Genomic DNA, 26,454 nt, shown 5'->3' on the forward strand with positions numbered 1-26,454 from the left:
GAAGACTTGTGAAAACCTCGTATTCTGGGGCTCTTTTTTCAACTATTTCAGCGAGTAACCCTATGCGTCTGGCTTTATTCGACCTCGACAACACCCTTCTGGGCGGCGACAGCGATCACGCCTGGGGCGATTACCTGTGCCGGCGCGGGATCCTTGATGCCGCGACCTACAAAACCCGCAACGACGAGTTCTATCAGGATTACCTGGCCGGCACGCTGAACATGACCGATTACCTGAATTTTACCCTGGAGATTCTGGGCAACACTGACATGGCGCAGCTCGATCAATGGCATCGCGAGTTCATGCGCGACTGCATCGAACCGATGATGCTGCCCAAGGCGCTGGAATTGATCGCCAAACACCGCGAGGCCGGCGACAAGCTGGTGGTGATTACCGCCACCAACCGCTTTGTGACGGCACCTATCGTGGCGCGACTGGGGATCGATACCCTGCTGGCGACCGAATGCGAGATGGCTGACGGCCGCTATACCGGCCGCACCACAGGTGTGCCCTGCTTCCGTGAAGGCAAGGTGACACGCCTCAATCAGTGGCTGCAAGACAACGCGTTCAGCCTTGAGGACAGCTATTTCTACAGTGATTCGATGAACGACCTGCCTCTGCTGGAGCAGGTGGCCAACCCGGTTGCGGTCGATCCGGACGATAAATTGCGTGCCGAAGCCGAGCGACGCGGCTGGCCGGTAATTACCCTGCGTCACTGAGTGCTGGCAATACTCAGGCCGGTTTGAAGCCCGTCAGACCGGCCATCGCCACGAAGCACACGAGGCTGATCACCGTCAGCGCCAGGGTAAAGCCGCGCTTGCCGCCTTGGGCACCGAGACGCAACCGGTTGAGCCTGGCCACCAGCCAGACCCAACTGCACAGCCCCAGGGTGTAAAGCACGCTGCTGCCCAGCACCCAGGTCTGGCCCAGTGACAGGCCTTTCAAATGCACCAGCCACCAGCCACTGAACGGCAGCGTCGCCAGGCACACGGCCATCAACACCCAGAAAAACAGCAGTGGCCGCTTGAGCAGGCGATTCTGCACGGTCGTGTCGCCTTCAAGACGCACCTTGATCACCCCGCTGGCCAACACCAGCGCGCTGATCAGCAACAACGCGATGGCGACGATGTGCAAGGTATTAAGGGTGGTGATGGGTTCCATGACGCGGTGTTCCTCTGGAATCGGGCTTGGGTGAGTTTAGCAGTGTGGACACTAGAATCGCGCCTTAAGCGCCATCGCGCCCGTGCTCCGGTGGTTACACCTGTCTGGACGCTCCGCGTCCTCTTGCGACGCAGAGCGTCGTGAACTGCATTCCCACGCTGGAGCGTGAGGAACGATAGTCGTCAGTCAGATCACCATCGTGCCCATGCTCCGCGTGGGTATACCGGTCTGGACGCTCTGCGTCCTCTTGCGACGCAGAGCGTCACGAACTGCATTCCCACGCTGGAGCGTGAGGAACGATAGTCGTCAGGGATAACACCATCGTGCCCATGCTCCGCGTGGGTATACCGGTCTGGACGCTCTGCGTCCTCTTGCGACGCAGAGCGTCGTGAACTGCATTCCCACGCTGGAGCGTGAGGAACGATAGTCGTCAGTCAGATCACCATCGTGCCCATGCTCCGCGTGGGTACACCGGTCTGGACGCTCCGCGTCCTCTTGCGACGCAGAGCGTCGTGAACTGCATTCCCACTGGAGCGTGAGGAACGATAGTCGTCAGTCAGATCACCATCGTGCCATGCTCTGCGTGGGTATGCCGGTCTGGAGGCTCCGCGTCCTCTTGCGACGCGGAGCGTCGTGAACTGCATTCCCACGCTGGAGCGTGAGGAACGATAGTCGTCAGTCAGATCACCATCGTGCCCATGCTCCGCGTGGGCATGCCGTTCTGGACGCTCTGCGTCCTCTTGTGACGGAGCGTGAGGAACGAGAAGTATCCTCGGCCTCAGCCCAGAAACAACCGGTACGCCGGGTTCTCGCTTTCATCCCAGTACCGGTAACCAATCTCGTCCAGCGCAGCACCGACCAGGTGCCGCTCTTCCTCCGGCACTACCAGCCCGGCAACCACTCGGCCATCGGCTGCGCCGTGGTTGCGGTAGTGGAACATCGAGATGGTCCAGCGCCCGCCCAGGCGGTTGAGGAAGTTGAACAGCGCGCCCGGTCGCTCCGGGAACTCGAAGCGCAGCACCACTTCATCGTCGACACGCTCGGCATGCCCGCCGACCATGTGGCGGATGTGCAGTTTGGCCAGTTCGTTGTCGGTCAGGTCCAGCACCGGGAAACCCTGTCCGGTCAGGCTGGCGATCAGGGCGCTGCGCGGATCGTTCTCGGGATGGGTCTGCACGCCGACGAAGATGTGCGCCTCGCGATCGGTGTGGTAGCGGTAGTTGAATTCGGTGATCTGCCGCTTGCCGATGGCCTCGCAGAACGCCTTGAAGCTGCCCGGTTGCTCGGGGATGGTCACGGCAATGATCGCCTCGCGGCCTTCGCCCAGTTCGGCGCGCTCGGCCACGTGCCGCAAGCGATCGAAGTTGACGTTGGCCCCTGAATCAATCGCCACCAGCGTCTGGCCGCTGACGCCGCGCTGCTCGACATACTTCTTGATCCCGGCCACGCCCAGCGCGCCGGAGGGCTCGGTGATCGAACGAGTGTCGTCATAGATGTCCTTGATCGCCGCACAGATCTCATCCGTGCTGACGGTGATCACTTCATCGACATAATGGCGGCACACTTCAAAGGTGTGATGGCCGATCTGCGCGACCGCCACGCCATCGGCAAACAGCCCGACCTGGCTCAACACCACGCGCTCCCCGGCAGCCATCGCCGCCTGCAGGCAGTTGGAATCGTCAGGCTCGACGCCGATCACCTTGATCTCCGGGCGCAGGTATTTCACGTAAGCCGCGATACCGGCAATCAGACCGCCACCCCCGACCGGAACAAAGATCGCATCCAGCTGGCCCGGTTGCTGACGAAGGATCTCCATCGCCACAGTGCCTTGCCCGGCGATGGTGTCAGGGTCGTCATACGGATGGATGTAGACGAAACCCTGTTCGTCGACCAGCTTCAGCGAGTAGGCCAGCGCTTCCGGGAACGAATCGCCGTGCAGCACCACGGTGGCACCCCGCGAGCGCACGCCTTCGACCTTGATCTCCGGCGTGGTGCGCGGCATGACGATGGTCGCCTTGATCCCCAGCTCACGCGCTGCCAGCGCCAGGCCCTGGGCATGATTGCCTGCCGAGGCCGTCACCACGCCCCGTGCGGTCTGCTCTGCGGGCAGTTGCGCGAGCTTGTTGTACGCACCGCGAATCTTGAACGAGAACACCGGCTGCAGGTCTTCGCGCTTGAGCAGCACCTGATTGCCCAGCCGTTCGGACAGCTGGCGAGCGCCTTGCAGCGGCGTTTCGATGGCAACGTCGTAGACGCGCGAGGTGAGGATTTTCTTGACGTACTGTTCAAGCATCGGGGTGGCATCACTGACGAAGCGGGCAAGGTCGGGAAGTCTACTCTGCGTACCGAAAGACGACCATACGAATGACAGGGCTTTGCGGCGCAGTCGCCGCTATAATGCGGGCCTTTTTGCATCCCCCCTCTTCTACCTACATCAGGCACCGTGGAGCCCGCATGACCCAGGATCAACTCAAACAGGCAGTCGCCCAGGCAGCTGTCGACTTCATCCTTCCGAAGCTCGATGACAAAAGCATTGTGGGCGTAGGCACCGGCTCCACGGCCAATTGCTTCATCGACGCACTGGCAAAGCACAAGGCCGCCTTTGACGGCGCTGTCGCCAGCTCGCAAGCCACTGCGGCGCGCCTCAAGGCGCACGGCATTCCGGTCTATGAGCTGAACACGGTCAGCGACCTGGAGTTCTATGTCGACGGCGCCGACGAAAGCGACGAGCACCTGAATCTGATCAAGGGCGGCGGCGCGGCACTGACTCGCGAAAAAATCGTCGCGGCGGTGGCCAAGACCTTCATCTGCATCGCCGACGGCAGCAAGCTGGTGCCGGTGCTGGGCGCGTTCCCGCTGCCGGTCGAAGTCATTCCGATGGCCCGCAGCCACGTTGCGCGGCAACTGGTGAAACTGGGCGGCGACCCGGTTTACCGCGAAGGCGTTTTGACCGACAACGGCAACATCATCATCGATGTGCACAACATGAGCATCACCAACCCGGTGGAGCTGGAAGCACAGATCAACGCCATCGTCGGCGTGGTCACCAATGGCCTGTTCGCCGCACGTCCGGCCGATCTGTTGCTGCTGGGTACCGCTGAAGGCGTGAAAACCCTGACGCGCTGATAAAACCGGTCATGCCCACGCAAGGTGGGCATGACCCTCACAGGCTCAAGGCTTGCGGAACACGTAAAACAGGTTCGGCTCGCTCACCAGATACAACGCCCCTTCCGCATCCATGGCCATCCCTTCAGCCTGCGGCACGTCCTTGCTCAGCCCCATCGCCCCTTTTGCCAGCGAGCCGCTGCCAATCGGATGACCGCTGGTGTCGAGTTCGAGAATGCGCTTCGACTCATCGGACAACGCCAGCAAATGGCCGCTGGTCTCATCGAATTGCAGGCTGGAGAGGTCACGAACCGACAGTCGGCCATCGCGTTTGCTATTGGAGATGACCTGCAGATTGCCGGGAGCCTCGGAGTTGGTCCTGGGAAAGCCGCGCACCTCGATGATCTGCACCGGATCACGCTCGCGGGCGACAAACAGGCGCTTGCCGACCGAATCATAGGCCAGCCCTTCATAGCCTTTGTTGCCGCTGGCGGTGATGCCCAGCGTCAGTTGCTCGGCCTGGGCGGCGTCCAGACTTTTGGTGTTGTCATCGACGTGAATCTGAATCAGCCGGAGCCTGCGCTCATCGCTGATCACGTAAGTGCCCGGACTGATGTATTCGACGGCCTCGGCATCACCGAATCCCACCAGTGGAATGCGCCGCAGGACGCGACCGTCCAGGCTCAGTTCGACCAGTTCGGGGTTCTGGTTGGTCACCGTAAACAGGCTCTTGCGGTCCGGGTCGTAACTCAGGCCCGAGACATCATCCTGCAGCCCGTCGATCACCTGTGCTTCTGTGACGACGCGGTACTGATCCAGGCCAATGGAGTGAAGCGAGTCGGACTGCCAGAACACCTGCCAGTCGAACAGGGCGCTTTCAACATAACGGTATCGCTGATTGGCGATCACGAATATAACGATCAGAGGTACAAGGGCCAGAAGCAGGACTAAAGAGCGAGTAGAGCGGCGCATTAAGGGTGACTCGGACGGATTGAGCGGACGGGATTGATACCATGCCATCCTGAAAGCAAGCTTAATGGCATGGTGCTATATGTTTGCCGAATGTGTATCGGCGACCTGTGTAGCTGCCGTCCTGGCTCAGTGCTTGCGCAGCGCCCTGTGAAACGAATAGAACAGGTTCGGTTCGCTGACCATGTACAGCGTACCGGCCTCATCGAGGGCCACGCCTTCTGCGCGCGGAATTGTATCCTTCAAACCGTTCATGCCGCCCAACAATGTCATGAAGCTCACCTGCTCGCCTTGATCGTCGACTTCCAGCAACATGTGCGAATCGGCAGACAGCGCGAGCATGTGGCCCGTGCGCGGATCAATGCTCAGCGAGGACAGATTGCGCATGTCCAGCGAGCGACTCGATAGCGGCTGCTTGTCGCCTGCCAGCACGTCGCTACCATTACTTTTCCAGGTGTACAGCGCAGGAGGTCGCTCCTCGCCCAGTATCAGCTGCTGACGCTGCGGGTCCCAGGCGATGCCTTCGAAGCCCTTGTTCTGGTTGGCGGACTTGCCGAGTTCGTACTGGGGGAAATCCGCGATGTTCAGGGTGGTGGTGTCGGCGTTCACTTTAACGATGGTCAACTTGTGCTGGCGCTCATCGGTGATCGCAATCAGGCCATCGTTCATGACGGCAACGCCTTCCGGATTGCTCCAGCCCACCAGCGGGATCTTGCGCAGTACATCGCCCGTGAGCGTCAGCTCCACCAGAAACGCATTTTTGCCCATGACCGCAAACAGCGTTTTGGTCACCGGGTTATAGGACAGGTCCGACGCCTCGTCCTTTTCCATGCCGGGCAGCACCTTGGCGTCGATATCCACGTGGTAGTCCGGCAGCCAGATGCTGGCGTGACGGCCTGCCTTGCTCTCGAATCGCTCCTGGAACCAGAGCAGCGCGCGATCATCCCAATGCATGATGAACGCCAGCCCATAGCCCAGCAAGGCAACCACTAACAACCACGAATACCAGCGCATGTTGCGCAGGTAAGCGAAGCGTTTTTTGGTACGAGGCGGCGTTGCGGCAGTACTGGCCATTCATGTGTTCCTGAGCAAATGAGACTTCATGACGACGGGGTGCCCTTGCAGGGACGGCCGGATTATCCGGAACAGGTGTGAAAAAAACGCAAAATCGACCGAACTATCAGTCACCCCACAAACAAAAGCCACCCGGGAGTGATCCCGCGTGGCTTTGGGCGCTGCCTGAACATGCTGTCGGCTTACCTGACGACGCTCTCGAACGGCGTCTGCCCGACCAGTTCCAGGGCGATCTGGTCGCCGGCTTCGAACGGCCCGACACCGGCAGGCGTGCCGGTCATGATCAGGTCGCCGGCCTGCAGCGAGAAGTTGGCTGCCATGTGCTGGATCATCGGCACGATCGGGTTGAGCATCATGTTGCTGTTGCCGTCCTGAACCACCTTGCCATTGAGGGTCAGGCGGATACCGATGTCCTCCAGATCAGGGAAGGTCTCGGCGGGCACGAACGGCGGGATCACCGCAGCGCCGTCAAAACACTTGGCCAGCTCCCACGGCAGGCCTTTCTCACGCAGACGCGACTGGACATCACGCAACGTCAGGTCCAGACCAGGCGCAAAGCCGCTGATCGCGTCGAGTACTTCTTCGCGCGAAGGGTTCTTGCTCAGGGGCTTGCCGATCAACACCACGATCTCGGCTTCGTAATGCACCGAACCGCGGTCTGCCGGGATGCAGAAGCCACCCTCCAGCGCAACCACCGCGCTGCCAGGCTTCATGAACAGCAGCGGCTCGGTAGGCACCGCGTTGCCCAGTTCCTTGGCGTGTTCGGCGTAGTTACGCCCGATGCAGACCACTTTACCCAGCGGGAAGTGAATGTTGGTGCCATCGACATATTTGTGCTGGTAGCTCATGACGTCTCCTGAGGCTGTAAGAGGTAGCCTGCTTATTGTTGCGACCTTGTTGTTGCGACGGATCAAATGGTTGTGGCAGCTCAAACGGCGAAGATTTTGCCGGGATTCATGATCCCGTTGGGATCGAACACCGCTTTCAACGCCTTCATGTATTCGACTTCGACCGGCGAGCGACTGTACGTCAAATAGTCACGCTTGGTCATCCCGACGCCATGCTCGGCCGAAATCGAGCCGTTGTATTTTTCGACGGTCTCGAACACCCACTTGTTGACCTTGGCACATTTGACGAAGAACTCGTCCTTGTCGAGGCTCTCGGGCTTGAGGATGTTCAGGTGCAGATTGCCGTCGCCAATGTGGCCGTACCACAGCACTTCGAAGTCCGGGTAGTGTTCGGCAACGATGGCATCGATTTCAGCCAGAAACTCCGGCACTTTCGAGACAGTGACCGAGATATCGTTTTTGTATGGCGTGAAGTGCGAGATGGTTTCCGAGATGTATTCGCGCAGCTTCCACAGGTTGCGTAATTGCTGTTCGCTCTGGCTCATCACGCCGTCCAGCACCCAACCCTGCTCGACGCAGTGCTCGAAGGTCGCCAGGGCCTGATCGGCGAGGTCTTCGGTGGTCGCTTCGAATTCCAGCAATACGTAGAACGGGCACGGCGTGTCGAAAGGCGACGGCACATCACCGCGCGCCATGACGCGGGCGAAGGATTTGTCCGAGAAGAATTCGAAGGCGGTCAGGTCGAGCTTGCCGTGAAAGGCATGCAGCACCGGCATGATCGAGTTGAAGTCCGAGGTGCCCAGCACCATCGCGGTGAGGTTCTTCGGCGCACGATCGAGGCGCATGGTCGCTTCGACGACAAAGCCCAGCGTACCCTCGGCACCGATGAACAATTGGCGCAAATCGTAGCCGGTGGCGTTCTTGATCAGGTCCTTGTTCAATTCCAGCAGATCGCCCCTGCCGGTGACGACCTTGAGGCCGGCGACCCAATTGCGCGTCATGCCGTAGCGAATGACCTTGATACCGCCGGCATTGGTGCCGATATTGCCGCCGATCTGGCTGGAGCCCGAAGAAGCGAAATCGACCGGGTAATAAAGGCCGTTGTCTTCAGCCAGCGCCTGCAACTGACGAGTGATGACGCCCGGCTGACAGACCGCCGTGCGGTCGGTGAGGTTCAGATCCAGCACCTGGTTCATGTAATCGAACGAGACGACCACTTCACCGTTGGCGGCCACCGCGGCCGCCGAAAGACCGGTTCGTCCACCCGAAGGCACCAGCGCCACCAGCCGCTCATTGGCCCAGCGCACGATGGCCTGCACCTGTTCGGTGGTCTTGGGGAATACGATGGCCAGTGGCGCGGGGGTGAACTGCTTGGTCCAGTCCTTGCCGTACGTCTCCAGAGAACCGGCATCCGTGAGTACCTTGCCAGGGTCAACCAGGGTCTGCAGCTCATCAATCAAAACGCGATCGGTCATTGAATCAACTCTCGAACGATTCATGGGCATCCTGAGAACGGTTCACGTTCGGGATGAGGTTTCGCGGGGCTCATATGCTAGCATACGCCCCCCGCGAGTCGTGCCCAGAGCCGATCCGGCCCCCCCCCCTGCCAATTTTCTTCGGGACACAGGTTTACGCAGATGAGCAAGACTTCCCTCGACAAGAGCAAGATCAAGTTCCTTCTTCTCGAAGGCGTCCACCAATCCGCTGTCGACGTCCTCAAGGCAGCCGGTTACACCAGCATCGAGTACCACACCAAGTCTCTGCCGGAAGCCGAACTGAAAGAAAAGATCGCCGACGCCCATTTCATCGGTATCCGCTCTCGTACTCAGTTGACCGAAGAGCTGTTCGATTGCGCCAAGAAACTGGTTGCGGTCGGCTGCTTCTGCATCGGCACCAACCAGGTTGACCTCAACGCGGCGCGCGAGCGCGGTATCGCAGTGTTCAATGCGCCCTACTCCAATACCCGTTCGGTCGCCGAACTGGTATTGGCCGAAGCCATCCTGCTGCTGCGCGGTATCCCCGAGAAGAACGCTTCCTGCCACCGTGGCGGCTGGATCAAGAGCGCGGCCAACTCCTTCGAGATCCGTGGCAAGAAGCTGGGCATCATCGGTTATGGTTCGATCGGTACGCAGCTGTCGGTGCTGGCCGAAGGTCTGGGCATGCAGGTGTACTTCTACGACACGCTGACCAAACTGCCGCTGGGCAACGCCACTCAGGTGTCGAGCCTGAACGAGCTGCTGGGCATGTCCGATATCGTCACCCTGCACGTTCCGGAAACCTCGGAAACCCAGTGGATGATCGGCGAGAAAGAAATCCGCGCGATGAAGAAGGGCAGCATCCTGATCAACGCCGCGCGTGGCACGGTGGTCGAACTGGACGCACTGGCTGACGCCATCAAGGACAAGCACCTGATCGGCGCCGCCATCGACGTGTTCCCGGTCGAGCCGCGCTCGAACGACGACATCTTCGAAAGCCCGCTGCGCGGTCTGGACAACGTGATCCTGACGCCGCACATCGGTGGCTCCACAGCCGAAGCGCAGGCCAACATCGGTCTGGAAGTGGCGGAAAAACTGGTCAAGTACAGCGACAACGGTACGTCGGTGTCCTCGGTCAACTTCCCGGAAGTGGCGCTGCCTGCGCACCCTGGCAAGCACCGCCTGCTGCACATCCACGAAAACATCCCGGGCGTGCTCAGCGAGATCAACAAGGTCTTCGCCGAAAACGGTATCAACATCTCCGGTCAGTTCCTGCAGACCAACGAGAAAGTCGGTTACGTGGTCATCGACGTCGACGCCGAATACTCCGACCTCGCCCAGGCCAAGCTGCAACAGATCAAAGGCACCATCCGCAGCCGCGTGTTGTTCTGATCTGAGCGCCGTGCCCACCCCGTGTGGGCACGAGCGATGTTCTTGCGGGCACCTATCGTTCCTCACGCTCCAGCATGGGAATGCAGTTCACGACGCTCCGCGTCGCAAGAGGACGCAGAGCGTCCAGAAAGGCATGCGACGCAGAGCGTCGCACGATAGTTGCGATAATCGTTCCTCACGCTCCAGCGTGGGAATGCCGTTCACGACGCTCCGCGTCGCAAGAGGACGCAGAGCGTCCAGAAAGGCATGCGACGCAGAGCGTCGCACGATAGTTGCGATAATCGTTCCTCACGCTCTGGTGTGACCCCCGAAGGTTGGACAATTATCCACCTACGCTGCCTTGGCGGCCTGCATTCTGTATTCCACAGGACTCAGGCCGTTAAGCTTCAGTTTTATGCGTGAGTGATTGTAATACTCAATGTACTCTTCGATACCCGCTTGAAGCTCATCCAGATCGTTAAATTTGTTCAGGTAGAAAAATTCGGATTTCAGCGTGCTAAAAAAGCTCTCAATAGCCGCGTTGTCGTAGCAGTTACCCTTGCGCGACATGCTGGCTGCGATCGAATTCTCATTGAGCAGTCGCTGGTAAATAGGCATCCGATATTGCCAGCCCTGGTCGGAATGCAAAATCGGCTTTTCATGCGGTCCAAGCCGCTTAAATGCTCCTTCAAGCATTTCGTCGACCATGGAGTACAGCGGGCGCCTGGCAATCGCATAGGAAATGATTTCGCCGCTGTACAGATCCATGATCGGCGACAGATAAAGTTTCTGGCCTCCTACTTTGAATTCGGTCACGTCGGTGGCCCATTTCTGGTTAAGGTATTGCGCTTTGAAATCACGCTTTAGCAGGTTAGGCGCGGCCTTGCCTGTTTCGCCTTTGTAGGAACGGTATTTCTTCACGCGTATCAGGCTCTTCAGGCCTAGCTGCCCCATTAGTTTCTGCACCGTCTTGTGGTTCACAAGATGGCCCGCCCTGCGCAAAGCTGCCGTGATGCGACGATAGCCATACCGGCCCTTGTGCTCGTAGAAAGTTGCCTGAATCAGGTCTTTCAGCCCGGCGTATTTGTCATCTACCAGCAGTACCTTTTGTTGATAGTAAAAAGTGCTGCGTGCCAGACCGGCAAACTTCAGCAGGCCGTCCAGAGAATGTAAAGGCCTCAGTTCCATCACGATTTGCGCTTTTTCTGCTGCGCTATTCGTTGCTTCTTCTGAACCAAGGCATCGAGCTTTTTTAGATAATCGACCTCCATCCGCAGTTGCTTCACCTCGGCAAGCAACTCGTCACGCGAGCGCGATTCATCGTTGATCGGAGCGGAGTTCACAGGGGGAAGGGGCGTCGTCATCTTTCTTGGGCGTCCAACTTTCTTAGGGGGCTTTGAGGATGCGTTAAGAGCACCTTCGTCAAAAAGGCGCTGCCATAGATTGATGATGCCGAACTGACGGATATCGAACAAGGCCGCTGTCTGGCGCAGTGATAATCGCTCATCATGCATGCGCTTCAAAACAGCTAGCTTGAATTCGTCACTGTAACGCTGCCGCCTTTTCTCTTTAAGAGCGGCTGGGCCGTGGATCTGATAAGCCGCGACCCACTGACGAAGGCAGGAAAAGTCCACATCGTGGCGACGCGCAACATCCCTCAAACCTGCCTTGCCGGCACAATACTCTTTCACGGCTGCGAGTTTTGCCTGCTCTGTATATTTACCCATGACGCCTCCAAAGGTTGCATCCAACCTTCGGGGGTCACACCACTCCCGCGTGGGAATGCCGTTCGTGACGCTCTGCGTCACACCAGCACTGACAGCCCTACTTCACGTTGATGGTGATCTTCTTCGATTCGACCGAAGGGTTCAGCGGCATGTGGCCTTTGTCGCCCATCAGCAATTGCAGGGTGTGCTGGCCCGGCGGCAGGTTGATTTCGGTTTCGGTCTGGCCCTTGCCGAAGTGGCGGATGTTGTCGCTGACCGGCAGCGGTGCATTCATCGCCGGCTGGTCCTTCACGTCGATCAGCAGGTGATGGTGACCGGTCTCGGGAACATCGACACCCGCAGGCGCGACGCCCATGCCTTTGAGACCGAATTGCACCTTGAACGGTGAGGTGACCGTTTCACCGTCCTTGGGCGAGATGATGTACACCTCGGCGCCTTCAGGGGCTGCGGTGCGTGGTATATCGGCGGCGCTGGCCAGCATGGATGCGCTGAGCAACAGGCCGGCGACCATCGTTCCAGAAAATAAGGATTTCATGATTGCTCCGGCTGCAGTTGGCGTAAGTCGACCCTCATACGACGAATCCGTCGGTTCAGGAGTGCTCACGATAGACCGCAGCCAGGCTCAATGGCTCATTGCGTTGATGAAACTGTTTTCATGAACGCAGCCTGCAGGTCACTGGAACAGCTCGTTGCCCCGGCGTCTGAACCACCCCGTCAGTGACAGTCGATCACGACTGGCGGGCATGACTTCGTGGGGAATTTCGCCGGACAGAAAGACCACCAGGCAGCCGCCCGCAGGCTGAACGTCGTAAGCCACATCATCCTTGAGGTACATGCGCAACTGACCGCCGTGCTCGGGCAGCCAGGCGTTGTTGAGGTAGAGCACCGCCGACACCATGCGCCTGTCGTCATCGCGGAATCGGTCCACATGCCTGAGGTAGCGGGCACCCGGCGGATACAGCGCAAAATGGCTTTCGTAATCCTCCAGCCCGAGGAAAAGGCCGCGATTGAGCGCCTGACGCAAACTGTCCATCAGCTCAAGATAGCGATCGCAGCACTGCACCTGCCCCGGTTCAAGCCACTGAATGCGGTCACCGCGAATACCCTCGCGTATTTCCAGTGCCGGCCCTTTGCCAATCGCAGCAGGCTCGAGCTCACCTTCCGCTGCACGTTTGCGGCACTCTTGCTCAAGTTCCAGAGTCAGAGCTTCGGGCAGGAAAATATTCTGCTGCGACCAGCCGTTGGCGGCCAGATCGTCGACGATTCGCAACAGCAGTGGGTGGTCAGAGGGTATGCGCATGGCGTGCATAGTATCCATAAGCTCTGAAATCGGACAGAGGCTTATACAGGCGGTATCACGCGCGCGAGATTTCATTCACCGAAGGCACTCATAACTCGACAAATCCACGCCAACACCGGGAGAATAGCGGCCTGCCGACAGGAGTCCCCAATGCGTCGTTTGTTTGTTTTGCTGTTGATGTTCTGCACCTCACCTGCCTGGGCAGACAGCTACGATCAGTTGTACAAGTCTGCAGGCTGGCCGGAACAGCGCGCGCATTTCAACGATGCCCTCAAAGCTGCCCAACAGCGTTACAGCAACAACCTGCCGCCTGCGGTTTATCAAGCGCTGGTCAACAACAGCAATCAGCGTTTTGCCCCCCAGGCCATGGACCAACGCGCCTCGAAGCGCCTGCGTGAAAGCCTCAAGGACCCTGCCCCGTCGCTGCAGTTTTTCCAGTCGCCGCTGGGCCGCAAGATCGTCAATGCCGAGCTGACCGCCACTCGCGCCGATCAACTGGCCAAACATGCCCAAGGGCTGCCGCATATCGAAGCGGACGCAACGCGTCAGTTGTTGATCGGCCATCTGGCCCAGGCGCTGCCGGCCAGAGAGGCCGGCGCGGAAGTCAGCCTTGCCATCGCCGGTGTTGCCGCAGACAGCCTGAGCCAGATGATTCCCGGCCTGTTCGGCGGAGGCCAGGCGCAGGGCATGCTCGAAGGCCAGCGCGAGCGACTGATGGCGCAGATGAGTGCCGATCTGAACAACACGCTGCTGTACGTCTATCGCGACCTGTCCGACCCTGAGCTCGAAGAATTCTCGACCTTCGCCGAATCGCCGGAAGGCAAAGCCTATTACCAGGCCGCTCTGGCCGCGATTCGTGCCGGGCTGGCGGTCGGGCAGAGTGCGTCGAGCCTCAATCCCGGACAGTAAAAACCGTTCAGGCCTTCAAGCGCCTGAGGTCAAAGGAATGGACACCATCGTATGAAAGACTCATTGGCTTTGCTCGCCACCGGTATCGTAATGGCCTTTTTCGCCTGGCTGTTCTGGAGTTCTCTGGGACAGGACGCCTTTGCCGTGTTTGGGGCGTTGATGCTCGTCATAACGGCCGTTGACAACTCCCGCCTGCGCCGACAGGTAAAGGCGCTGCAGGCCGGCAAAACTGAAAAACTCTAACGCAAGCGCCCTTTCAGAAAATCAAAGTACCGAGCCCGCAGCTCTGGCGTTTCGTTGGCCAGATGATGCCGGGCGTGCCCGAGCATCAGTATCTGCGGCTGGCTGAACTTGTCTTTCAGGATCGCCAGATTGTGCGACCAGTCGACCGTCATGTCCGCCTCGCCCTGGATGATCAGCGGGCTGCGCAGGCTGCGCGGCGCACTTTCAACACGCACGATCCATTGCGCCAGCGCGCCGACCCAGGCCGTGGGCAGTCGCAGCGGCTGTAACGGATCGGCCATCAGAAACGGCAGGAACGCGGGCGCATTGGAGTTTTCGGTGAAACGGCGGGCAATGCCGTTCACGAACGGTCTGAGCAGGTGATAACTCAGACGCGACCAGCCCCAGGCGCGCGGCCTGACCAGCGGCGCCAGCAGGATCACCTCGCCCTGCGCGGGCGAGTCTGCGCCTTGATGAAGCAGGTGATCCGTCACGATGGCACCACCCATGCTTTGTCCGCACAGGTGCCAGGGGTGCGGCAACCCAAGGCCTTCGGCTTCAAGCAGCAGGCGCTGCAACACCAGCTGGTACTCGGCAAAGTCATTGATGCAGGCACGGCTGCCGCTCGACAGACCATGCCCCGGCAGGTCGCAGGCGATCACCGCAAAGCCCTGCTCCAGAGCCCATTCGATCACATGCCGATACAGCCCCATGTGGTCATAGAAGCCGTGAAACAGAAACAGCGTGGCGACCGGGCTGTCAGGCAGCCATACCTGCCCGACCACCTCGTAGCCCGCCACATCGAGGCGCCCCAGCCAGCTGCGTATGACGTTCTCGCCACACAGTCCGGCAAGACCGTAGAAGCGCTGATAGGCCAGTCCCTCCATGGAAAGCGGGTCAATAACGCTCAGCGGCAGCAGGCTGGCACGCAGGTTATCGGGGTCAAACGTGGCGGACATGTGGTTTCCAGATTTCAACAAATGGCTCGTAAAGTTGTGTAACGATATTCTTCTGTCTGCTTCGGCATGGCAAGCTAAGCGGCTGTAATCGCAGATATCTGTCATCGAACGTGCACATTGTTGTCTGCACACTGGGCGATACTCGCGAATTCACCCGCCCGAATTCGCCCTGAAGCCGTTTCAAACAGACTCGTGTGTCGGGTTTCATCGAGTCAACTGCGTCACAACGATAGTCTCCATTCCTGCCTACGCCATTTACAGAGAAACCGGATGAAACGCAGCCTCTTCATTCTAGCCATCATCATCGCCCTGCTTGCGGGTGGCGCGGGCTGGTACGTAAATAGCAAACTGCCGGTACGTGATGGCGAGATCGCCATGAGCCGTCTTCAGGCCCCCGTCACCCTGCGCTACGACGAGCGTGGCGTGCCGCACATCCGCGCCGAGAACGAAGCCGACCTTTACCGTGCGCTGGGCTATGCCCAGGCTCAGGACCGACTGTTCCAGATGGAAATGCTGCGTCGCCTGGCACGTGGCGAGCTGGCAGAGGTACTGGGGTCGAATCTGCTCGAGACCGACAAACTGTTTCGCACCCTGCGCATTCGCGAACACGCGGACGCGTATGTCGCACGTCAGGACAAGAACACCCCGACCTGGAAAGCGCTGGAAGCCTACATCGACGGCATCAACCAGTATCAGGACACCCACGCAAGGCCGATGGAGTTCGACGCGCTGGGCATTCCCAGACGACGCTTCACCCCAGAGGACACGGTCAGCATCGCCGGCTATCTGGCTTACAGTTTTGCCGCGGCGTTCAGAACCGAGCCACTGCTGACCTACGTCCGTGATCAGTTGGGTCCGGAGTACTTGAAAGTCTTCGACCTGGACTGGCACCCGGACGGCATGCTCGACTCGAAACCGGCACTGGCCGACGCCGACTGGAAGGGCCTGAATCAGCTCGCGCAGTTGAGTCACAAGGCGCTTGAAGACGCTGGCCTGCCGCAGTTCGAAGGCAGCAACGCCTGGGTGATTTCCGGCAGCCGCACGCAAAGCGGCAAGCCGATCCTCGCCGGTGACCCGCACATCCGCTTCTCGGTGCCTTCGGTATGGTACGAAGCGCAGCTGTCGGCGCCGGGCTTTGAGTTGTACGGGCACTTTCCGGCGCTCAACCCGTTCGCGTTGCTGGGCCATAACATGGACTTCGGCTGGAGCCTGACCATGTTCCAGAATGACGACGTGGACCTGATTGCCGAGAAGACCAACCCGGATAACCCGAATCAGGTCTGGTACCACGGTCAGTGGGTGGACATGAAACGCACCGAGCAGCAGATCGCCGTCAAAGGCCAGGCCCCGGTCACACTGACGCTGCTCGAATCGCCGCACGGCCCTATCGTCAACAACGTGATGGGCAAGAACGCCGGCCAGGCGCCAATTGCGATGTGGTGGTCTTTTCTGGTGTCTGCCAACCCGGTGCTGGACGGTTTTTACGAGGCCAACCGCGCCGATACGCTGGACAAGATGCGTAGCGCGGCCGAGAAGATTCAGTCGCCGGGCCTCAACATCGTCTGGGCCAACGCCAAAGGCGATATCGGCTGGTGGGCTGCGGCGCAATTGCCGATCCGCCCGCAAGGCGTCAACCCCACCTTCATTCTGGACGGCAGCACGGCGCAGGCCGATAAGCTCGGTTTTTACCCGTTCAGCGCCAACCCGCACGAAGAAAACCCGGCGCGTGGTTACATCGTCTCAGCCAATTTCCAGCCGCTGTCGCCGACCGGTATGCAGATTCCCGGCTACTACAACCCGGCCGAACGTGGCCAGGAGCTGAACCGACAACTGAGTGACGCCAGCATCAAGTGGGACCTGGCCGCCAGCAAAGCGCTGCAACTGGGCACGCAGACCGACTATGCACCGAGCATTCTCAGGCCATTGATTCCGGTGCTGCGCAGCGTTGTCAGCGACCCGGACGAACGGGCACTCGTGGAGCGACTGGCCAGCTGGAAAGGCGATTACCCTGTCGATTCGGTGGGTGCCACGCTGTTCAATCAGTTCCTGTTCGACCTGACCGAAGAGACCTTTCACGACGAACTGGGCGACGCGATGTTTGAAACCCTGCTGTCGAGCCGCGTACTGGACGCTGCCCTGCCGCGCCTGGCCGCCGATGCCGATTCGCCGTGGTGGAACAATCGCAATTCACCCCACGAAGAAAGCCGCGCCAACACCGTCAAGGTGGCCTGGCGCGCCAGTGTTTCGCATTTGAGGTCGCTGTACGGCACCAACCCGGACGAATGGGTGTGGGGCAAGGCGCATACCCTGACCCAAGGCCACCCATTGGGTTCGCAGAAGCCGCTGGACATGATTTTCAACGTCGGCCCGTACGCAGCGCCGGGTACGCATGAAGTGCCGAACAACCTGTCGTCGAGCATCCGCCCTGCCCCGTGGCCAGTCAGCTACGGCCCCTCGACCCGCCGCCTGATCGACTTCGCCGACCCGGCACATAGCCTGGGGATAAACCCGGTAGGACAAAGCGGCGTGCCATTCGACAAGCACTATTCGGATCAGGCCAAGGCCTTCGTGAACGGCGAGTACCTGCCACAGCGCTTCAGCGAGAAGGATGTGGCGGAGCATACGGAAGGGGTTCTGCGGCTGGTGCCGGGGGCGTAGCGACACTCTCTGCGCCGAGCCCGGAAATGGGGCTTCTGCCCGGAGGGCGTGGGAGCGAGCTTGCTCGCGAACTGTCGGGAACCGACAGTGAAACCGTCACGTGCGGTACATCAGGCACAACCGAGGTCGCTGGTTTGGCTGCCGGTCCCCGGCAGTTCGCGAACAAGTTCGCTCCTACGCCCTGCGGGCAGAATCTGTGTATCGCCCCGATCAGGCTGCTTCCAGGCGTTTTGCGGCTGGTGCAGGGGGCGTAGCGACACTCTCTGTACCGAGCCCAGAAATGGGGCTTCTGCCCGGAGGGCGTGGGAGCGAGCTTGCTCGCGAACTGTCGGGAACCGACAGTGAAACCGTCACGTGCGGTACATCAGGCACAACCGAGGTCGCTGGTTTGGCTGCCGGTCCCCGGCAGTTCGCGAACAAGTTCGCTCCTACGCCCTGCGGGCAGAATCTGTGTATCGCCCCGATCAAGCTGCTTCCAGGCGTTTTGCGGCTGGTGCAGGGGGCGTAGCGACACTCTCTGTACCGGGCCCGGAAATGGGGCTTCTGCCCGGAGGGCGTGCGAGCGAGCTTGCTCGCGAACTGTCGGGAACCGACAGTGAAACCGTCACGTACGGTACATCAGGCACAACCGAGGTCGCTGGTTTGGCTGCCGGTCCCCGGCAGTTCGCGAACAAGTTCGCTCCTACGCCCTGCGGGCAGAATCAAGAGCGGACCTGCGACCAACGTCTTCGCGAACAAGTTCGCTCCTACGCCCTGCGGGCAGAATCTGTGTATCGCCCCGATCAGGCTGCTTCCAGGCGTTTTTCGGCTGGTGCAGGGGGCGTAGCGACACTCTCTGCGCCGAGCCAGGAAACGGGGCTTCTGCCCGGAGGGCGTGGGAGCGAGCTTGCTCGCGAACTGTCGGGAACCGACAGTGAAACCGTCACGTACGGTACATCAGGCACAACCGAGGTCGCTGGTTTTGCTGCCGGTCCCCGGCAGTCCGCGAACAAGTTCCTACGGCCTTCGGCCAGAATCAAGAGCGGACCTGCGACCAACGTCTTCGCGAGCAAGCTCGCTCCCACGCCCTGCGGGCAGAATCTGTGTATCGCCCCGATCAGGCTGCTTCCAGGCGTTTCGCGGCTGGTGCAGGGGGCGTAGCGACACTCTCTGTACCGAGCCCGGAACTGGGGCTTCTGCCCGGAGGGCGTGGGAGCGAGCTTGCTCGCGAACTGTCGGGAACCGACAGTGAAACCGTCACGTACGGTACATCAGGCACAACCGGGGTCGCTGGTTTTGCTGCCGGTCCCCGGCAGTTCGCGAACAAGTTCCTACGGCCTTCGGCCAGAATCAAGAGCGGACCTGCGACCAACGTCTTCGCGAGCAAGCTCACTCCCACGTCCTGCGGGCAGAATCTGTGTATCGCCCCGATCAGGCTGCTTCCAGGCGTTTTGCGGCTGGTGCAGGGGGCGTAGCGACACTCTCTGCGCCGAGCCCGGAAATGGGGCTTCTGCCCGGAGGGCGTGGGAGCGAGCTTGCTCGCGAACTGTCGGGAACCGACAGTGAAACCGTCAAGTGCGGTACATCAGGCACGACCGAGGTAGCTAGCTTTGCTGCCGGTCCCCGGCAGTTCGCGAACAAGTTCGCTCCTACGCCCTGCGGGCAGAATCAAGAGCGGACTTGCGACCAACATCTTCGCGAACAAGTTGGCTCCCACGCCCGGAGGGCAGAATCAGGAGCGGACTTGTGTATCGCGCGCAATCAGGTCTTCACGCCGCCGGAGCACGCCTTGGATCAGGCTGTTTCCAGGCGTCTGCCGCGCTTTCCTCGATGGCTTGCTGGATCGCACGCTTGCGGTTGTTTTCCGCGCGGCGGGTGAAGAACCAGACCAGAAAGGTCGCCAGTGACACGGCCAGCAGGATCAGGCTCGCCACGGCGTTGATTTCAGGCTTCACACCCAGACGCACGGCTGAGAACACTTCCATTGGCAAGGTGGTCGAGCCGGGCCCGGAAACGAAGCTGGCGAGTACCAGGTCGTCCAGCGACAGAGCGAAGGACATCATGCCCCCGGCTGCCAGCGACGGTGCGATCATCGGGATAGTGATCAGCAAGAACACCTTCCACGGACGGGCGCCCAGGTCCATTGCGGCTTCTTCGATCGACAGGTCCAGCTCACGCAGGCGCGCCGACACCACCACCGCCACGTAGGCCGCACAGAACGTCGTGTGCGCGATCCAGATAGTCATGATGCCGCGTTCCTGCGGCCAGCCGATCATCTGCGCCATGGCCACGAACAGCAGCAACAGCGACAGACCGGTGATCACCTCCGGCATCACCAAGGGAGCTGTGACCAGCCCGCCAAAGAACGTGCGGCCCTTGAAGCGGCTGATGCGGGTCAGCACAAACGCAGCCATGGTCCCCAGCGCCACCGCAGCAACGGCGGTGTAGCAGGCGATTTCCAGCGAGCGCATCACCGAGCCCATCAGTTGCGAGTTGTCCAGCAGGCCGACGTACCACTTCACCGACCAGCCGCCCCAGACCGTCACCAGTTGCGAGGCGTTGAACGAGTAGATGACCAGAATCACCATCGGTGCATAGATGAACAGCAAACCCAGCACCAGCATCAGGTTCGAGAATCGAAAGCGGTTCATGCCTTGCCCTCCAGTTCTTTGGCCTGACTGCGGTTGAACAGGATGATGGGCACGATCAGCACCAGCAGCATGATGACCGCCAGCGCCGAAGCCACCGGCCAGTCACGGTTGTTGAAGAATTCCTGCCACAGCACGCGGCCGATCATCAGGGTTTCCGGGCCGCCGAGCAGCTCGGGAATCACGAACTCACCGACCACCGGAATGAATACCAGCATGCAGCCGGCGATCACGCCGTTCTTGGACAGCGGCACGGTGATTTTCCAGAAGCTGTTGAAGGTGCTCGAACCCAGGTCGGACGCGGCTTCCAGCAGGCTGGTGTCGTGCTTCACAAGGTTGGCGTACAGCGGCAGGATCATGAACGGCAGGTAGGAATAGACCACGCCGATGTACACCGCCAGGTTGGTGTTGAGGATCTGCAACGGCGCGTCGATCAGGCCCAGCCACATCAGGAATGCATTGAGCAGCCCGTTGTTGCTGAGAATGCCCATCCACGCATACACGCGAATCAGGATCGCCGTCCAGGTCGGCATCATGATCAGCAGCAACAGCACGGTTTGCAGGTCCTTGCGCGCGCTGGCGATGGCGTAGGCCATCGGATAGCCAATCAGCAGACACAGCAAGGTGCTGATGAAGGCCATCTTCAGCGAGCCCAGATAGGCCGAAACGTACAGATCATCGCCACTGAGCAAGGTGTAGTTGGCGAAGTTGAGGACCATCTGCAGCTTTTCGTCGGCGTAGCTGAAGATTTCGGTGTACGGCGGGATCGCGACGTCGGCCTCGGCGAAGCTGATCTTGAGCACGATCAGAAACGGCAGAGCAAAGAACAGGAACAGCCAGAGGAACGGCACGCCGATGACCATCTGCCGCCCGTTGGGCTTTATGCGCTCGAACGCGCGCTTGATCTTGCGGATTTTCATGAGCGCAGTACCACGCCGCTGTCGTCTTCCCACCACACGTAGACTTCATCACCCCAGGTAGGCCGTGCGCCCTGACGCTCGGCGTTGGCGACAAACGACTGCACCAGCTTGCCGCCCGGCAGCTCGACGTAGAACACCGAATGACCGCCCAGATAGGCGATGTCGTGGACCTTGCCACGCGACCAGTTGTATTCGAAGCCTGGCTGCTCGGTGGTGATCAGCAGCTTCTCCGGACGCAGTGCGTAGGTAATGTGCTTGTCTTCCACCGACGTACTGACGCCGTGGCCGACATAGATATTGCGCTCCAGCTCGGGACTGCGGATCAGCGCATGGGCTTCCATGTCCTCGATCACGTCACCTTCGAAGAGGTTGACGCTGCCGATGAATTCGCAGACCAGACGGCTGGTCGGGGTCTCGTAGATGTCGATCGGGCTGCCGATCTGCGCGATCCAGCCCAGGTGCATGATCGCGATGCGCTCGGCCATGGTCATGGCCTCTTCCTGATCGTGAGTCACCATCACGCAGGTCACGCCGACGCGCTCGATGATCTCCACCAGCTCCAGTTGCATCTGCGAACGCAGTTTCTTGTCCAGCGCACCCATCGGCTCGTCGAGCAGCAACAGCTTGGGCTTTTTCGCCAGCGAACGGGCCAGGGCCACGCGCTGACGCTGACCGCCAGAGAGCTGATGCGGCTTGCGCTTGGCGTATTGGGTCATCTGCACCAGCTTGAGCATCTCCGCCACGCGGGCTTCGATTTCCGGCTTGCCCAGCTTGTCCTGCTTGAGGCCGAAGGCGATGTTGTCCGCCACGGTCATGTGCGGGAACAGCGCGTAGGACTGGAACATCATGTTGATCGGGCGTTCGTACGGCGGCATGTCGGTGATGTCGACGCCGTCGAGGTAGATGCGGCCTTCGGTCGGCCGTTCGAACCCGGCCAGCATGCGCAGCAGTGTCGATTTGCCGGAGCCAGAGCCGCCAAGCAGGGCGAAGATCTCGCCCTTGTTGATCTGCAGGGACACATCGTCCACCGCGATCGTCTCGTCGAACTTTTTCGTGACCCGATCAATCCTGACCAGCACCTCTTTGGGTTGCTGACCGCCTTCGAGGGCTTTCTTGTAGGCGCCGGAGGCAACTGCCATGGGTGAAACTCCCAACAGATAGGCAACCCGGCCCATATGGCCGGGTGCTGGATTTTTATTTGCCCGACTTGACCTTGGTCCAGCTGCGGGTCATCAGACGTTGCACCTTGGGTGGCAACTCGCTGTTCACGAACAGCCGGTCCAGCACTTCCTGAGGCGGGTAGACCGCTGCGTCAGTACGGATTTTCTGGTCCATGAACTCGCCGGAGGCGGGATTGGGGTTGGCATAGCCGACTTCATCGCTGACCTTGGCGATCACCCTGGGGTCGAGCATGTAGTTGATGAAGGCGCTGGCTTCCTTGATGTTTTTCGAATCAGCCGGAATGGCCAGCATGTCGAACCACAGGTTGCCGCCCTCTTTCGGGATGCTGTAGGCGAGCTTCACGCCCTTGCCCGCTTCTTCTGCACGAGCCTTGGCCTGGAACACATCGCCTGAGAAACCTGCGGCAACGCAGATGTCGCCGTTGGCCAGGTCGGTAATGTATTTGGACGAGTGGAAATAGGTCACGTAAGGACGAATAGCCATGAGTTTGGCTTCGGCCTTCTTGTAATCGGCTTCCTTGGTGCTGTTGGGGTCCAGCCCAAGGTAGTTGAGCACCGCTGGCAACATTTCATCGGCAGAATCAAGAAACGCTACGCCACAGCTGGAGAGCTTCTTGATGTTCTCCGGCTCGAACAGCACGGCCCAGGAGTCGATCTTGTCGACGCCCAACACGGCCTTGACCTTCTCGACGTTGTAACCGATGCCGTTGGTGCCCCACAGGTACGGCACGGCGTACTGGTTACCCGGATCGTTCTTCTCCAGACGCTTGAGCAGCGCAGGGTCGAGATTCTTGTAGTTGGGCAGCAGCGACTTGTCGAGCTTCTGGAACGCACCGGCCTTGATCTGCTTGCCAAGAAAGTGGTTGGACGGCACGACCACGTCGTAACCGGTGCGCCCGGCCAGCAGCTTGGCTTCCAGGGTTTCGTTGGAGTCGAACACGTCGTACATCGGCTTGATGCCGGTGGTGGCTTCGAAGTCCGCCAGGGTGGTCTTGCCGATGTAGTCGGACCAGTTATAAATATGCACGGTGGACTCAGCCTGGGCACTGAGGGTCAGTGTCAGGCCGGCAGCCGCCAGCAAGGCTTTGGAAAGAATAGAAATAGACAAAGAATGAGTCCTTTTAACAGAGGGGCCTGAGCGCCGGAGGGCGTCCGGAAAACCAAACCGGCGCGCAACTTACCGTCTATGCGTCCAACCAGCAAAGGTTTAGGCAATATTCCTGTCTGCTGGAGGCTGCGCAGCCGAGGCTACGCAGCATCCACAGGTTTGATGACAGGCTTATTTACCTGACTTTATCTTGGTCCAGCTGCGGGTCATGATTCGCTGCGTAGCTGCAGGCAGGTCAGCGATTGCATACAGTTTGGCCTGTACGTCGGCAGGTGGATAAACGCCAGGGTCACTGGTGATTTCCTTGTCGACCAGCGCCGTAGCCGCCGCGTTACCGTTCGGGAAGCGCACGGCGTTGGTGATTTCGGCCATGACTTCCGGCTTCATCAGGAAGTTCATGAACTTGTAGGCACCTTCAACGTTTTCGGCATCCTTGGGAATGGCGACCATGTCATAGAAGCTGCCGGCGCCTTCTTTCGGAATGTTGTAGGCAACCTTCACCTTGCCACCGGCTTCGGCAGCACGGGATTTGGCCTGGTAGATATCACCCGAGTAACCGACCGCTACGCAGATGTTGCCGTTGGCCAGGTCCGAGATGTACTTGGACGAGTGGAAATAGCCAATCGACGGACGAATCTTCATGAACAGCGCTTCAGCTTCGGCGAGCTGCTTCTTGTCCTGCGAGTCGGTCGGGTAGCCCAGATAATGCAGGGCAATCGGCAGCATTTCGGTCGGCGAGTCGAGGAAGCTGATGCCGCACGACTTCAGCTTGGCAGCGTTCTCGGGCTTGAACAGCAGGTCCCAGGAATTGACTGGCGCGTCAGCACCCAGAGCGGCCTTGACCTTGTCCGGGTTGATGCCGATCCCGATCGACCCCCACATGTACGGGAATGCGTGCTTGTTATCCGGGTCGCTGACCGACACGGCCTTGAGCAGTGATTCGTTGAGGTTCTTCCAGTTCGGCAGCCTGGACTTGTCCAGCTCCTGATAAACGCCCGCCTTGATCTGCTTGGCCAGGAAGTTGTTGGATGGCACGACCACGTCATAGCCGGATTTGCCAGCGAGCAATTTGGCTTCCAGCGTCTCGTTGCTGTCGAAAACGTCGTAGACCACCTTGATGCCCGATTCTTTCTCGAACTTGGCAACGGTGTCCGGCGCGATGTAATCGGACCAGTTATAGACGTGCAGCACTTTGTCATCGGCCTGCGCAGCAGTGGCCACAACGCCCATCAGGGACAGCGCGAGAAGGGTCTTGCCAAATTTTTTCATGCGTAGCTCCAATGTATTTTTATCACTGACCGTCAGTTAGCGGCGTGTAGCCATTAGTCTGGCAACTTCCTGGGCAGGCTTTCAAGCCGAAGCCCCCTCAAACAATGCACATTGCGCTTGAATCGACGCTTTTTTTGGCATTTTCAGCCCTGCAACACCGCCAGCGTCAGATCCAGGCATTTGCGCGCCTTCTCTACCAACTCATCGATTTGCGCGAAACTGATCACCAGCGGTGGCGCAATGATCATGGTATCGCCCACAGCCCGCATGATCAGGCCATTGTCGAAGCAGAAGGTTCGACAGATCATTCCCGCGCCTTTGTCGGTATAGCGCTCGCGGGTGGTCTTGTCCTTCACCAGTTCAATGGCCCCGAGCAGCCCGACACCCCGGACTTCGCCCACCAGCGGATGATCGCTCAACTCACGCAAACGCTTTTGCAAATACGGTGCCGTTTCCGACCTGACCCGTTCGACGATCTTTTCTTCGCGCAGGATACGGATGTTCTCCAGCGCAACCGCGGCCGCCACCGGGTGCCCGGAGTAGGTAAAGCCATGATTGAAATCGCCACCCTCATTGAGCACCGCAACGATTTCATCGCGCACGATCAGGCCGCCCATCGGTACGTAACCGGAGGTCAGGCCTTTGGCGATGGTCATCATGTCCGGCTTGAGGCCGTAGAAATCGCTACCGAACCACTCACTGGTACGCCCGAAGCCACAAATCACCTCATCGGCGGCGAACAGGATGTCGTAGCGGGACAGGATTTCCTTGATCTTCGGCCAGTAGGAATCAGGCGGGACGATCACACCGCCTGCGCCCTGGATCGGCTCGGCAATGAACGCCCCGACGCTCTCGACGCCCAGCTCGAGAATTTTCTTTTCCAGTTGCTCGGCCGCCCAGATGCCGAACTCGTCCGGCGTCATGTCGCCGCCTTCGCCGAACCAGTACGGCTGTGGAATGTGCACCACCCCCGGGATCGGCAGGTCGCCCTGTTCGTGCATGTAGGTCATGCCACCCAGGCTGGCACCGGCGACGGTGGAGCCGTGGTAGCCATTGACGCGGCTGATGATGGTTTTCTTGTTCGGCTGGCCTTTCAGCGCCCAGTAATGACGAACCATGCGCAGCATCGTGTCATTGCCTTCAGAGCCTGAACCGGTGAAGAACACATGGTTCATGCCCTCGGGAGCGATGTCGGAGATGGCCTTGGCCAGTTCCAGCACCGGCGGGTGGGCGGTCTGGAAGAACAGGTTGTAGTACGGCAGCTCGCGCATCTGTTTGCTGGCTGCGTCGGCCAGTTCTTCGCGGCCATAACCGATGGCCACGCACCACAGGCCGGACATGCCATCAAGGATCTTGTTGCCCTCGCTGTCCCACAGATAAACGCCCTCGGCACGGGTGATGATGCGCGGGCCTTTCTCTTTCAGTTGTTTGTAGTCGCTGAACGGTGCCAGGTGATGCTCGCTGCTCAGGGCCTGCCATTCGAGGGTTTGCGGGTTGTTGGCACTCATGCAGCACTTCCTTTGATCAGGTCAGTTGGCAGAGCGCCGCGCCTCGACCGCGGCGGCGCTCTG

22 protein-coding genes are annotated in these 26,454 nt (G+C 59.9%); 6 read left to right on the top strand and 16 right to left on the bottom strand.

Annotated features, from left to right (window positions below):
* Positions 1-62 precede the first annotated feature (62 nt).
* Positions 63-719, top strand: coding sequence for a histidinol-phosphatase (locus AC54XV_RS25340; protein WP_496717390.1), 657 nt, complete (start codon positions 63-65; stop codon positions 717-719).
* 13 nt (positions 720-732) lie between these two features.
* Here AC54XV_RS25340 and AC54XV_RS25345 read toward each other — a convergent pair whose 3' ends face one another.
* Together AC54XV_RS25345 and ilvA are read right to left on the bottom strand one after the other, a co-directional pair.
* Complete coding sequence (locus AC54XV_RS25345; protein ID WP_011269259.1) at positions 733-1,161, bottom strand: DUF2269 family protein; 429 nt, start codon at positions 1,159-1,161, stop codon at positions 733-735.
* Positions 1,162-1,939: 778 nt separating this feature from the next.
* Positions 1,940-3,454: a threonine ammonia-lyase, biosynthetic gene (ilvA, locus tag AC54XV_RS25350; protein WP_011269260.1), complete on the bottom strand. Its 1,515-nt coding sequence runs from the start codon at positions 3,452-3,454 to the stop codon at positions 1,940-1,942.
* Between the two features lie 161 nt (positions 3,455-3,615).
* On the opposite strand from ilvA, the gene rpiA reads away from it, so the two are divergent.
* On the top strand, positions 3,616-4,287 hold the full coding sequence (gene rpiA / locus AC54XV_RS25355) for a ribose-5-phosphate isomerase RpiA (protein ID WP_003397175.1): 672 nt from the start codon (positions 3,616-3,618) through the stop codon (positions 4,285-4,287).
* A gap of 45 nt (positions 4,288-4,332) precedes the next feature.
* Here rpiA and AC54XV_RS25360 read toward each other — a convergent pair whose 3' ends face one another.
* The 4 genes from AC54XV_RS25360 to AC54XV_RS25375 form a co-directional block, all read right to left on the bottom strand.
* A complete protein-coding gene (locus AC54XV_RS25360; protein ID WP_032655850.1) occupies positions 4,333-5,238 on the bottom strand; it encodes an SdiA-regulated domain-containing protein in 906 nt (301 codons plus the stop codon).
* Positions 5,239-5,364: 126 nt separating this feature from the next.
* Positions 5,365-6,309, bottom strand: a complete 945-nt coding sequence (locus tag AC54XV_RS25365) for an SdiA-regulated domain-containing protein (RefSeq protein ID WP_003397170.1) — start codon at positions 6,307-6,309, stop codon at positions 5,365-5,367.
* A gap of 182 nt (positions 6,310-6,491) precedes the next feature.
* Positions 6,492-7,157 carry a fumarylacetoacetate hydrolase family protein gene (locus tag AC54XV_RS25370; protein WP_032655851.1) on the bottom strand — a complete coding sequence of 222 codons (666 nt, stop codon included), beginning with the start codon at positions 7,155-7,157 and terminating at the stop codon, positions 6,492-6,494.
* 80 nt (positions 7,158-7,237) lie between these two features.
* Positions 7,238-8,632: a D-2-hydroxyglutarate dehydrogenase gene (locus AC54XV_RS25375; protein WP_496717394.1), complete on the bottom strand. Its 1,395-nt coding sequence runs from the start codon at positions 8,630-8,632 to the stop codon at positions 7,238-7,240.
* 162 nt (positions 8,633-8,794) lie between these two features.
* Here AC54XV_RS25375 and serA point away from each other — a divergent pair, with 162 nt between their 5' ends.
* Entirely contained in the window at positions 8,795-10,024 is a 1,230-nt protein-coding gene (gene serA / locus AC54XV_RS25380; RefSeq protein ID WP_002555754.1) for a phosphoglycerate dehydrogenase, read from the top strand.
* 330 nt (positions 10,025-10,354) lie between these two features.
* Here serA and AC54XV_RS25385 read toward each other — a convergent pair.
* From AC54XV_RS25385 to AC54XV_RS25395, 3 genes are all read right to left on the bottom strand, one after another.
* Positions 10,355-11,730, bottom strand: a protein-coding gene (locus AC54XV_RS25385; RefSeq protein ID WP_104722995.1) for an IS3-like element ISPsy9 family transposase whose coding sequence is annotated in 2 segments (ribosomal slippage) — positions 10,355-11,259 and positions 11,259-11,730 — 1,377 coding nt in all. Because the reading frame shifts where the segments join, the coding sequence is not laid out codon by codon here.
* A 97-nt stretch (positions 11,731-11,827) separates the two neighbouring features.
* Positions 11,828-12,265, bottom strand: a complete 438-nt coding sequence (locus AC54XV_RS25390; RefSeq protein ID WP_011269266.1) for a DUF4399 domain-containing protein — start codon at positions 12,263-12,265, stop codon at positions 11,828-11,830.
* A gap of 138 nt (positions 12,266-12,403) precedes the next feature.
* Positions 12,404-13,039, bottom strand: a complete 636-nt coding sequence (locus tag AC54XV_RS25395; RefSeq protein ID WP_024640573.1) for a 2OG-Fe(II) oxygenase — start codon at positions 13,037-13,039, stop codon at positions 12,404-12,406.
* Between the two features lie 141 nt (positions 13,040-13,180).
* Here AC54XV_RS25395 and AC54XV_RS25400 point away from each other — a divergent pair, with 141 nt between their 5' ends.
* Together AC54XV_RS25400 and AC54XV_RS25405 are read left to right on the top strand one after the other, a co-directional pair.
* Positions 13,181-13,939 (top strand): DUF2059 domain-containing protein, encoded by a 759-nt coding sequence (locus AC54XV_RS25400; protein WP_003420191.1) that lies wholly within the window; start codon positions 13,181-13,183, stop codon positions 13,937-13,939.
* Positions 13,940-13,990: 51 nt separating this feature from the next.
* On the top strand, positions 13,991-14,182 hold the full coding sequence (locus AC54XV_RS25405) for a hypothetical protein (RefSeq protein WP_011269268.1): 192 nt from the start codon (positions 13,991-13,993) through the stop codon (positions 14,180-14,182).
* On the opposite strand, the gene bipL is transcribed toward AC54XV_RS25405, so the two are convergent.
* The gene (gene bipL, locus AC54XV_RS25410; RefSeq protein ID WP_003420194.1) at positions 14,179-15,120 is read right to left on the bottom strand and encodes a phospholipase BipL; all 942 of its coding nucleotides are present in this window, start codon (positions 15,118-15,120) and stop codon (positions 14,179-14,181) included. The two genes, AC54XV_RS25405 and bipL, sit on opposite strands and share 4 nt — an antisense overlap.
* Positions 15,121-15,390: 270 nt before the next feature.
* Here bipL and AC54XV_RS25415 point away from each other — a divergent pair, with 270 nt between their 5' ends.
* Entirely contained in the window at positions 15,391-17,778 is a 2,388-nt protein-coding gene (locus AC54XV_RS25415; protein ID WP_496717399.1) for a penicillin acylase family protein, read from the top strand.
* Between the two features lie 1,748 nt (positions 17,779-19,526).
* Here AC54XV_RS25415 and AC54XV_RS25420 read toward each other — a convergent pair.
* The 6 genes from AC54XV_RS25420 to AC54XV_RS25445 form a co-directional block, all read right to left on the bottom strand.
* Positions 19,527-20,408, bottom strand: a complete 882-nt coding sequence (locus AC54XV_RS25420) for an ABC transporter permease subunit (protein WP_004407356.1) — start codon at positions 20,406-20,408, stop codon at positions 19,527-19,529.
* The gene (locus AC54XV_RS25425) at positions 20,405-21,325 is read right to left on the bottom strand and encodes an ABC transporter permease subunit (RefSeq protein ID WP_003372160.1); all 921 of its coding nucleotides are present in this window, start codon (positions 21,323-21,325) and stop codon (positions 20,405-20,407) included. Before AC54XV_RS25425 ends, AC54XV_RS25420 begins: the two co-directional genes overlap by 4 nt.
* On the bottom strand, positions 21,322-22,464 hold the full coding sequence (gene potA / locus AC54XV_RS25430; RefSeq protein WP_011269271.1) for a polyamine ABC transporter ATP-binding protein: 1,143 nt from the start codon (positions 22,462-22,464) through the stop codon (positions 21,322-21,324). Before potA ends, AC54XV_RS25425 begins: the two co-directional genes overlap by 4 nt.
* 55 nt (positions 22,465-22,519) lie before the next feature.
* Complete coding sequence (locus AC54XV_RS25435; protein WP_004407351.1) at positions 22,520-23,614, bottom strand: polyamine ABC transporter substrate-binding protein; 1,095 nt, start codon at positions 23,612-23,614, stop codon at positions 22,520-22,522.
* A gap of 171 nt (positions 23,615-23,785) precedes the next feature.
* Complete coding sequence (locus AC54XV_RS25440) at positions 23,786-24,883, bottom strand: polyamine ABC transporter substrate-binding protein (protein WP_024641448.1); 1,098 nt, start codon at positions 24,881-24,883, stop codon at positions 23,786-23,788.
* A 143-nt stretch (positions 24,884-25,026) separates the two neighbouring features.
* Positions 25,027-26,391, bottom strand: coding sequence for an aspartate aminotransferase family protein (locus tag AC54XV_RS25445; RefSeq protein ID WP_024640640.1), 1,365 nt, complete (start codon positions 26,389-26,391; stop codon positions 25,027-25,029).
* Positions 26,392-26,454: the final 63 nt, after the last annotated feature.

Source organism: Pseudomonas fragariae (ex Marin et al. 2024) (genome assembly GCF_059621105.1).

Bases quoted from the DNA above. Each gene is read 5' to 3' on its own strand.
- AC54XV_RS25340 (WP_496717390.1), top strand. From the start codon at position 63: ATGCGTCTGGCTTTATTCGACCTCGACAACACCCTTCTGGGCGGCGAC.
- AC54XV_RS25345 (WP_011269259.1), bottom strand. From the start codon at position 1,161: ATGGAACCCATCACCACCCTTAATACCTTGCACATCGTCGCCATCGCG.
- ilvA (WP_011269260.1), bottom strand. From the start codon at position 3,454: ATGCTTGAACAGTACGTCAAGAAAATCCTCACCTCGCGCGTCTACGAC.
- rpiA (WP_003397175.1), top strand. From the start codon at position 3,616: ATGACCCAGGATCAACTCAAACAGGCAGTCGCCCAGGCAGCTGTCGAC.
- AC54XV_RS25360 (WP_032655850.1), bottom strand. From the start codon at position 5,238: ATGCGCCGCTCTACTCGCTCTTTAGTCCTGCTTCTGGCCCTTGTACCT.
- AC54XV_RS25365 (WP_003397170.1), bottom strand. From the start codon at position 6,309: ATGGCCAGTACTGCCGCAACGCCGCCTCGTACCAAAAAACGCTTCGCT.
- AC54XV_RS25370 (WP_032655851.1), bottom strand. From the start codon at position 7,157: ATGAGCTACCAGCACAAATATGTCGATGGCACCAACATTCACTTCCCG.
- AC54XV_RS25375 (WP_496717394.1), bottom strand. From the start codon at position 8,632: ATGACCGATCGCGTTTTGATTGATGAGCTGCAGACCCTGGTTGACCCT.
- serA (WP_002555754.1), top strand. From the start codon at position 8,795: ATGAGCAAGACTTCCCTCGACAAGAGCAAGATCAAGTTCCTTCTTCTC.
- AC54XV_RS25390 (WP_011269266.1), bottom strand. From the start codon at position 12,265: ATGAAATCCTTATTTTCTGGAACGATGGTCGCCGGCCTGTTGCTCAGC.
- AC54XV_RS25395 (WP_024640573.1), bottom strand. From the start codon at position 13,039: ATGCACGCCATGCGCATACCCTCTGACCACCCACTGCTGTTGCGAATC.
- AC54XV_RS25400 (WP_003420191.1), top strand. From the start codon at position 13,181: ATGCGTCGTTTGTTTGTTTTGCTGTTGATGTTCTGCACCTCACCTGCC.
- AC54XV_RS25405 (WP_011269268.1), top strand. From the start codon at position 13,991: ATGAAAGACTCATTGGCTTTGCTCGCCACCGGTATCGTAATGGCCTTT.
- bipL (WP_003420194.1), bottom strand. From the start codon at position 15,120: ATGTCCGCCACGTTTGACCCCGATAACCTGCGTGCCAGCCTGCTGCCG.
- AC54XV_RS25415 (WP_496717399.1), top strand. From the start codon at position 15,391: ATGAAACGCAGCCTCTTCATTCTAGCCATCATCATCGCCCTGCTTGCG.
- AC54XV_RS25420 (WP_004407356.1), bottom strand. From the start codon at position 20,408: ATGAACCGCTTTCGATTCTCGAACCTGATGCTGGTGCTGGGTTTGCTG.
- AC54XV_RS25425 (WP_003372160.1), bottom strand. From the start codon at position 21,325: ATGAAAATCCGCAAGATCAAGCGCGCGTTCGAGCGCATAAAGCCCAAC.
- potA (WP_011269271.1), bottom strand. From the start codon at position 22,464: ATGGCAGTTGCCTCCGGCGCCTACAAGAAAGCCCTCGAAGGCGGTCAG.
- AC54XV_RS25440 (WP_024641448.1), bottom strand. From the start codon at position 24,883: ATGAAAAAATTTGGCAAGACCCTTCTCGCGCTGTCCCTGATGGGCGTT.
- AC54XV_RS25445 (WP_024640640.1), bottom strand. From the start codon at position 26,391: ATGAGTGCCAACAACCCGCAAACCCTCGAATGGCAGGCCCTGAGCAGC.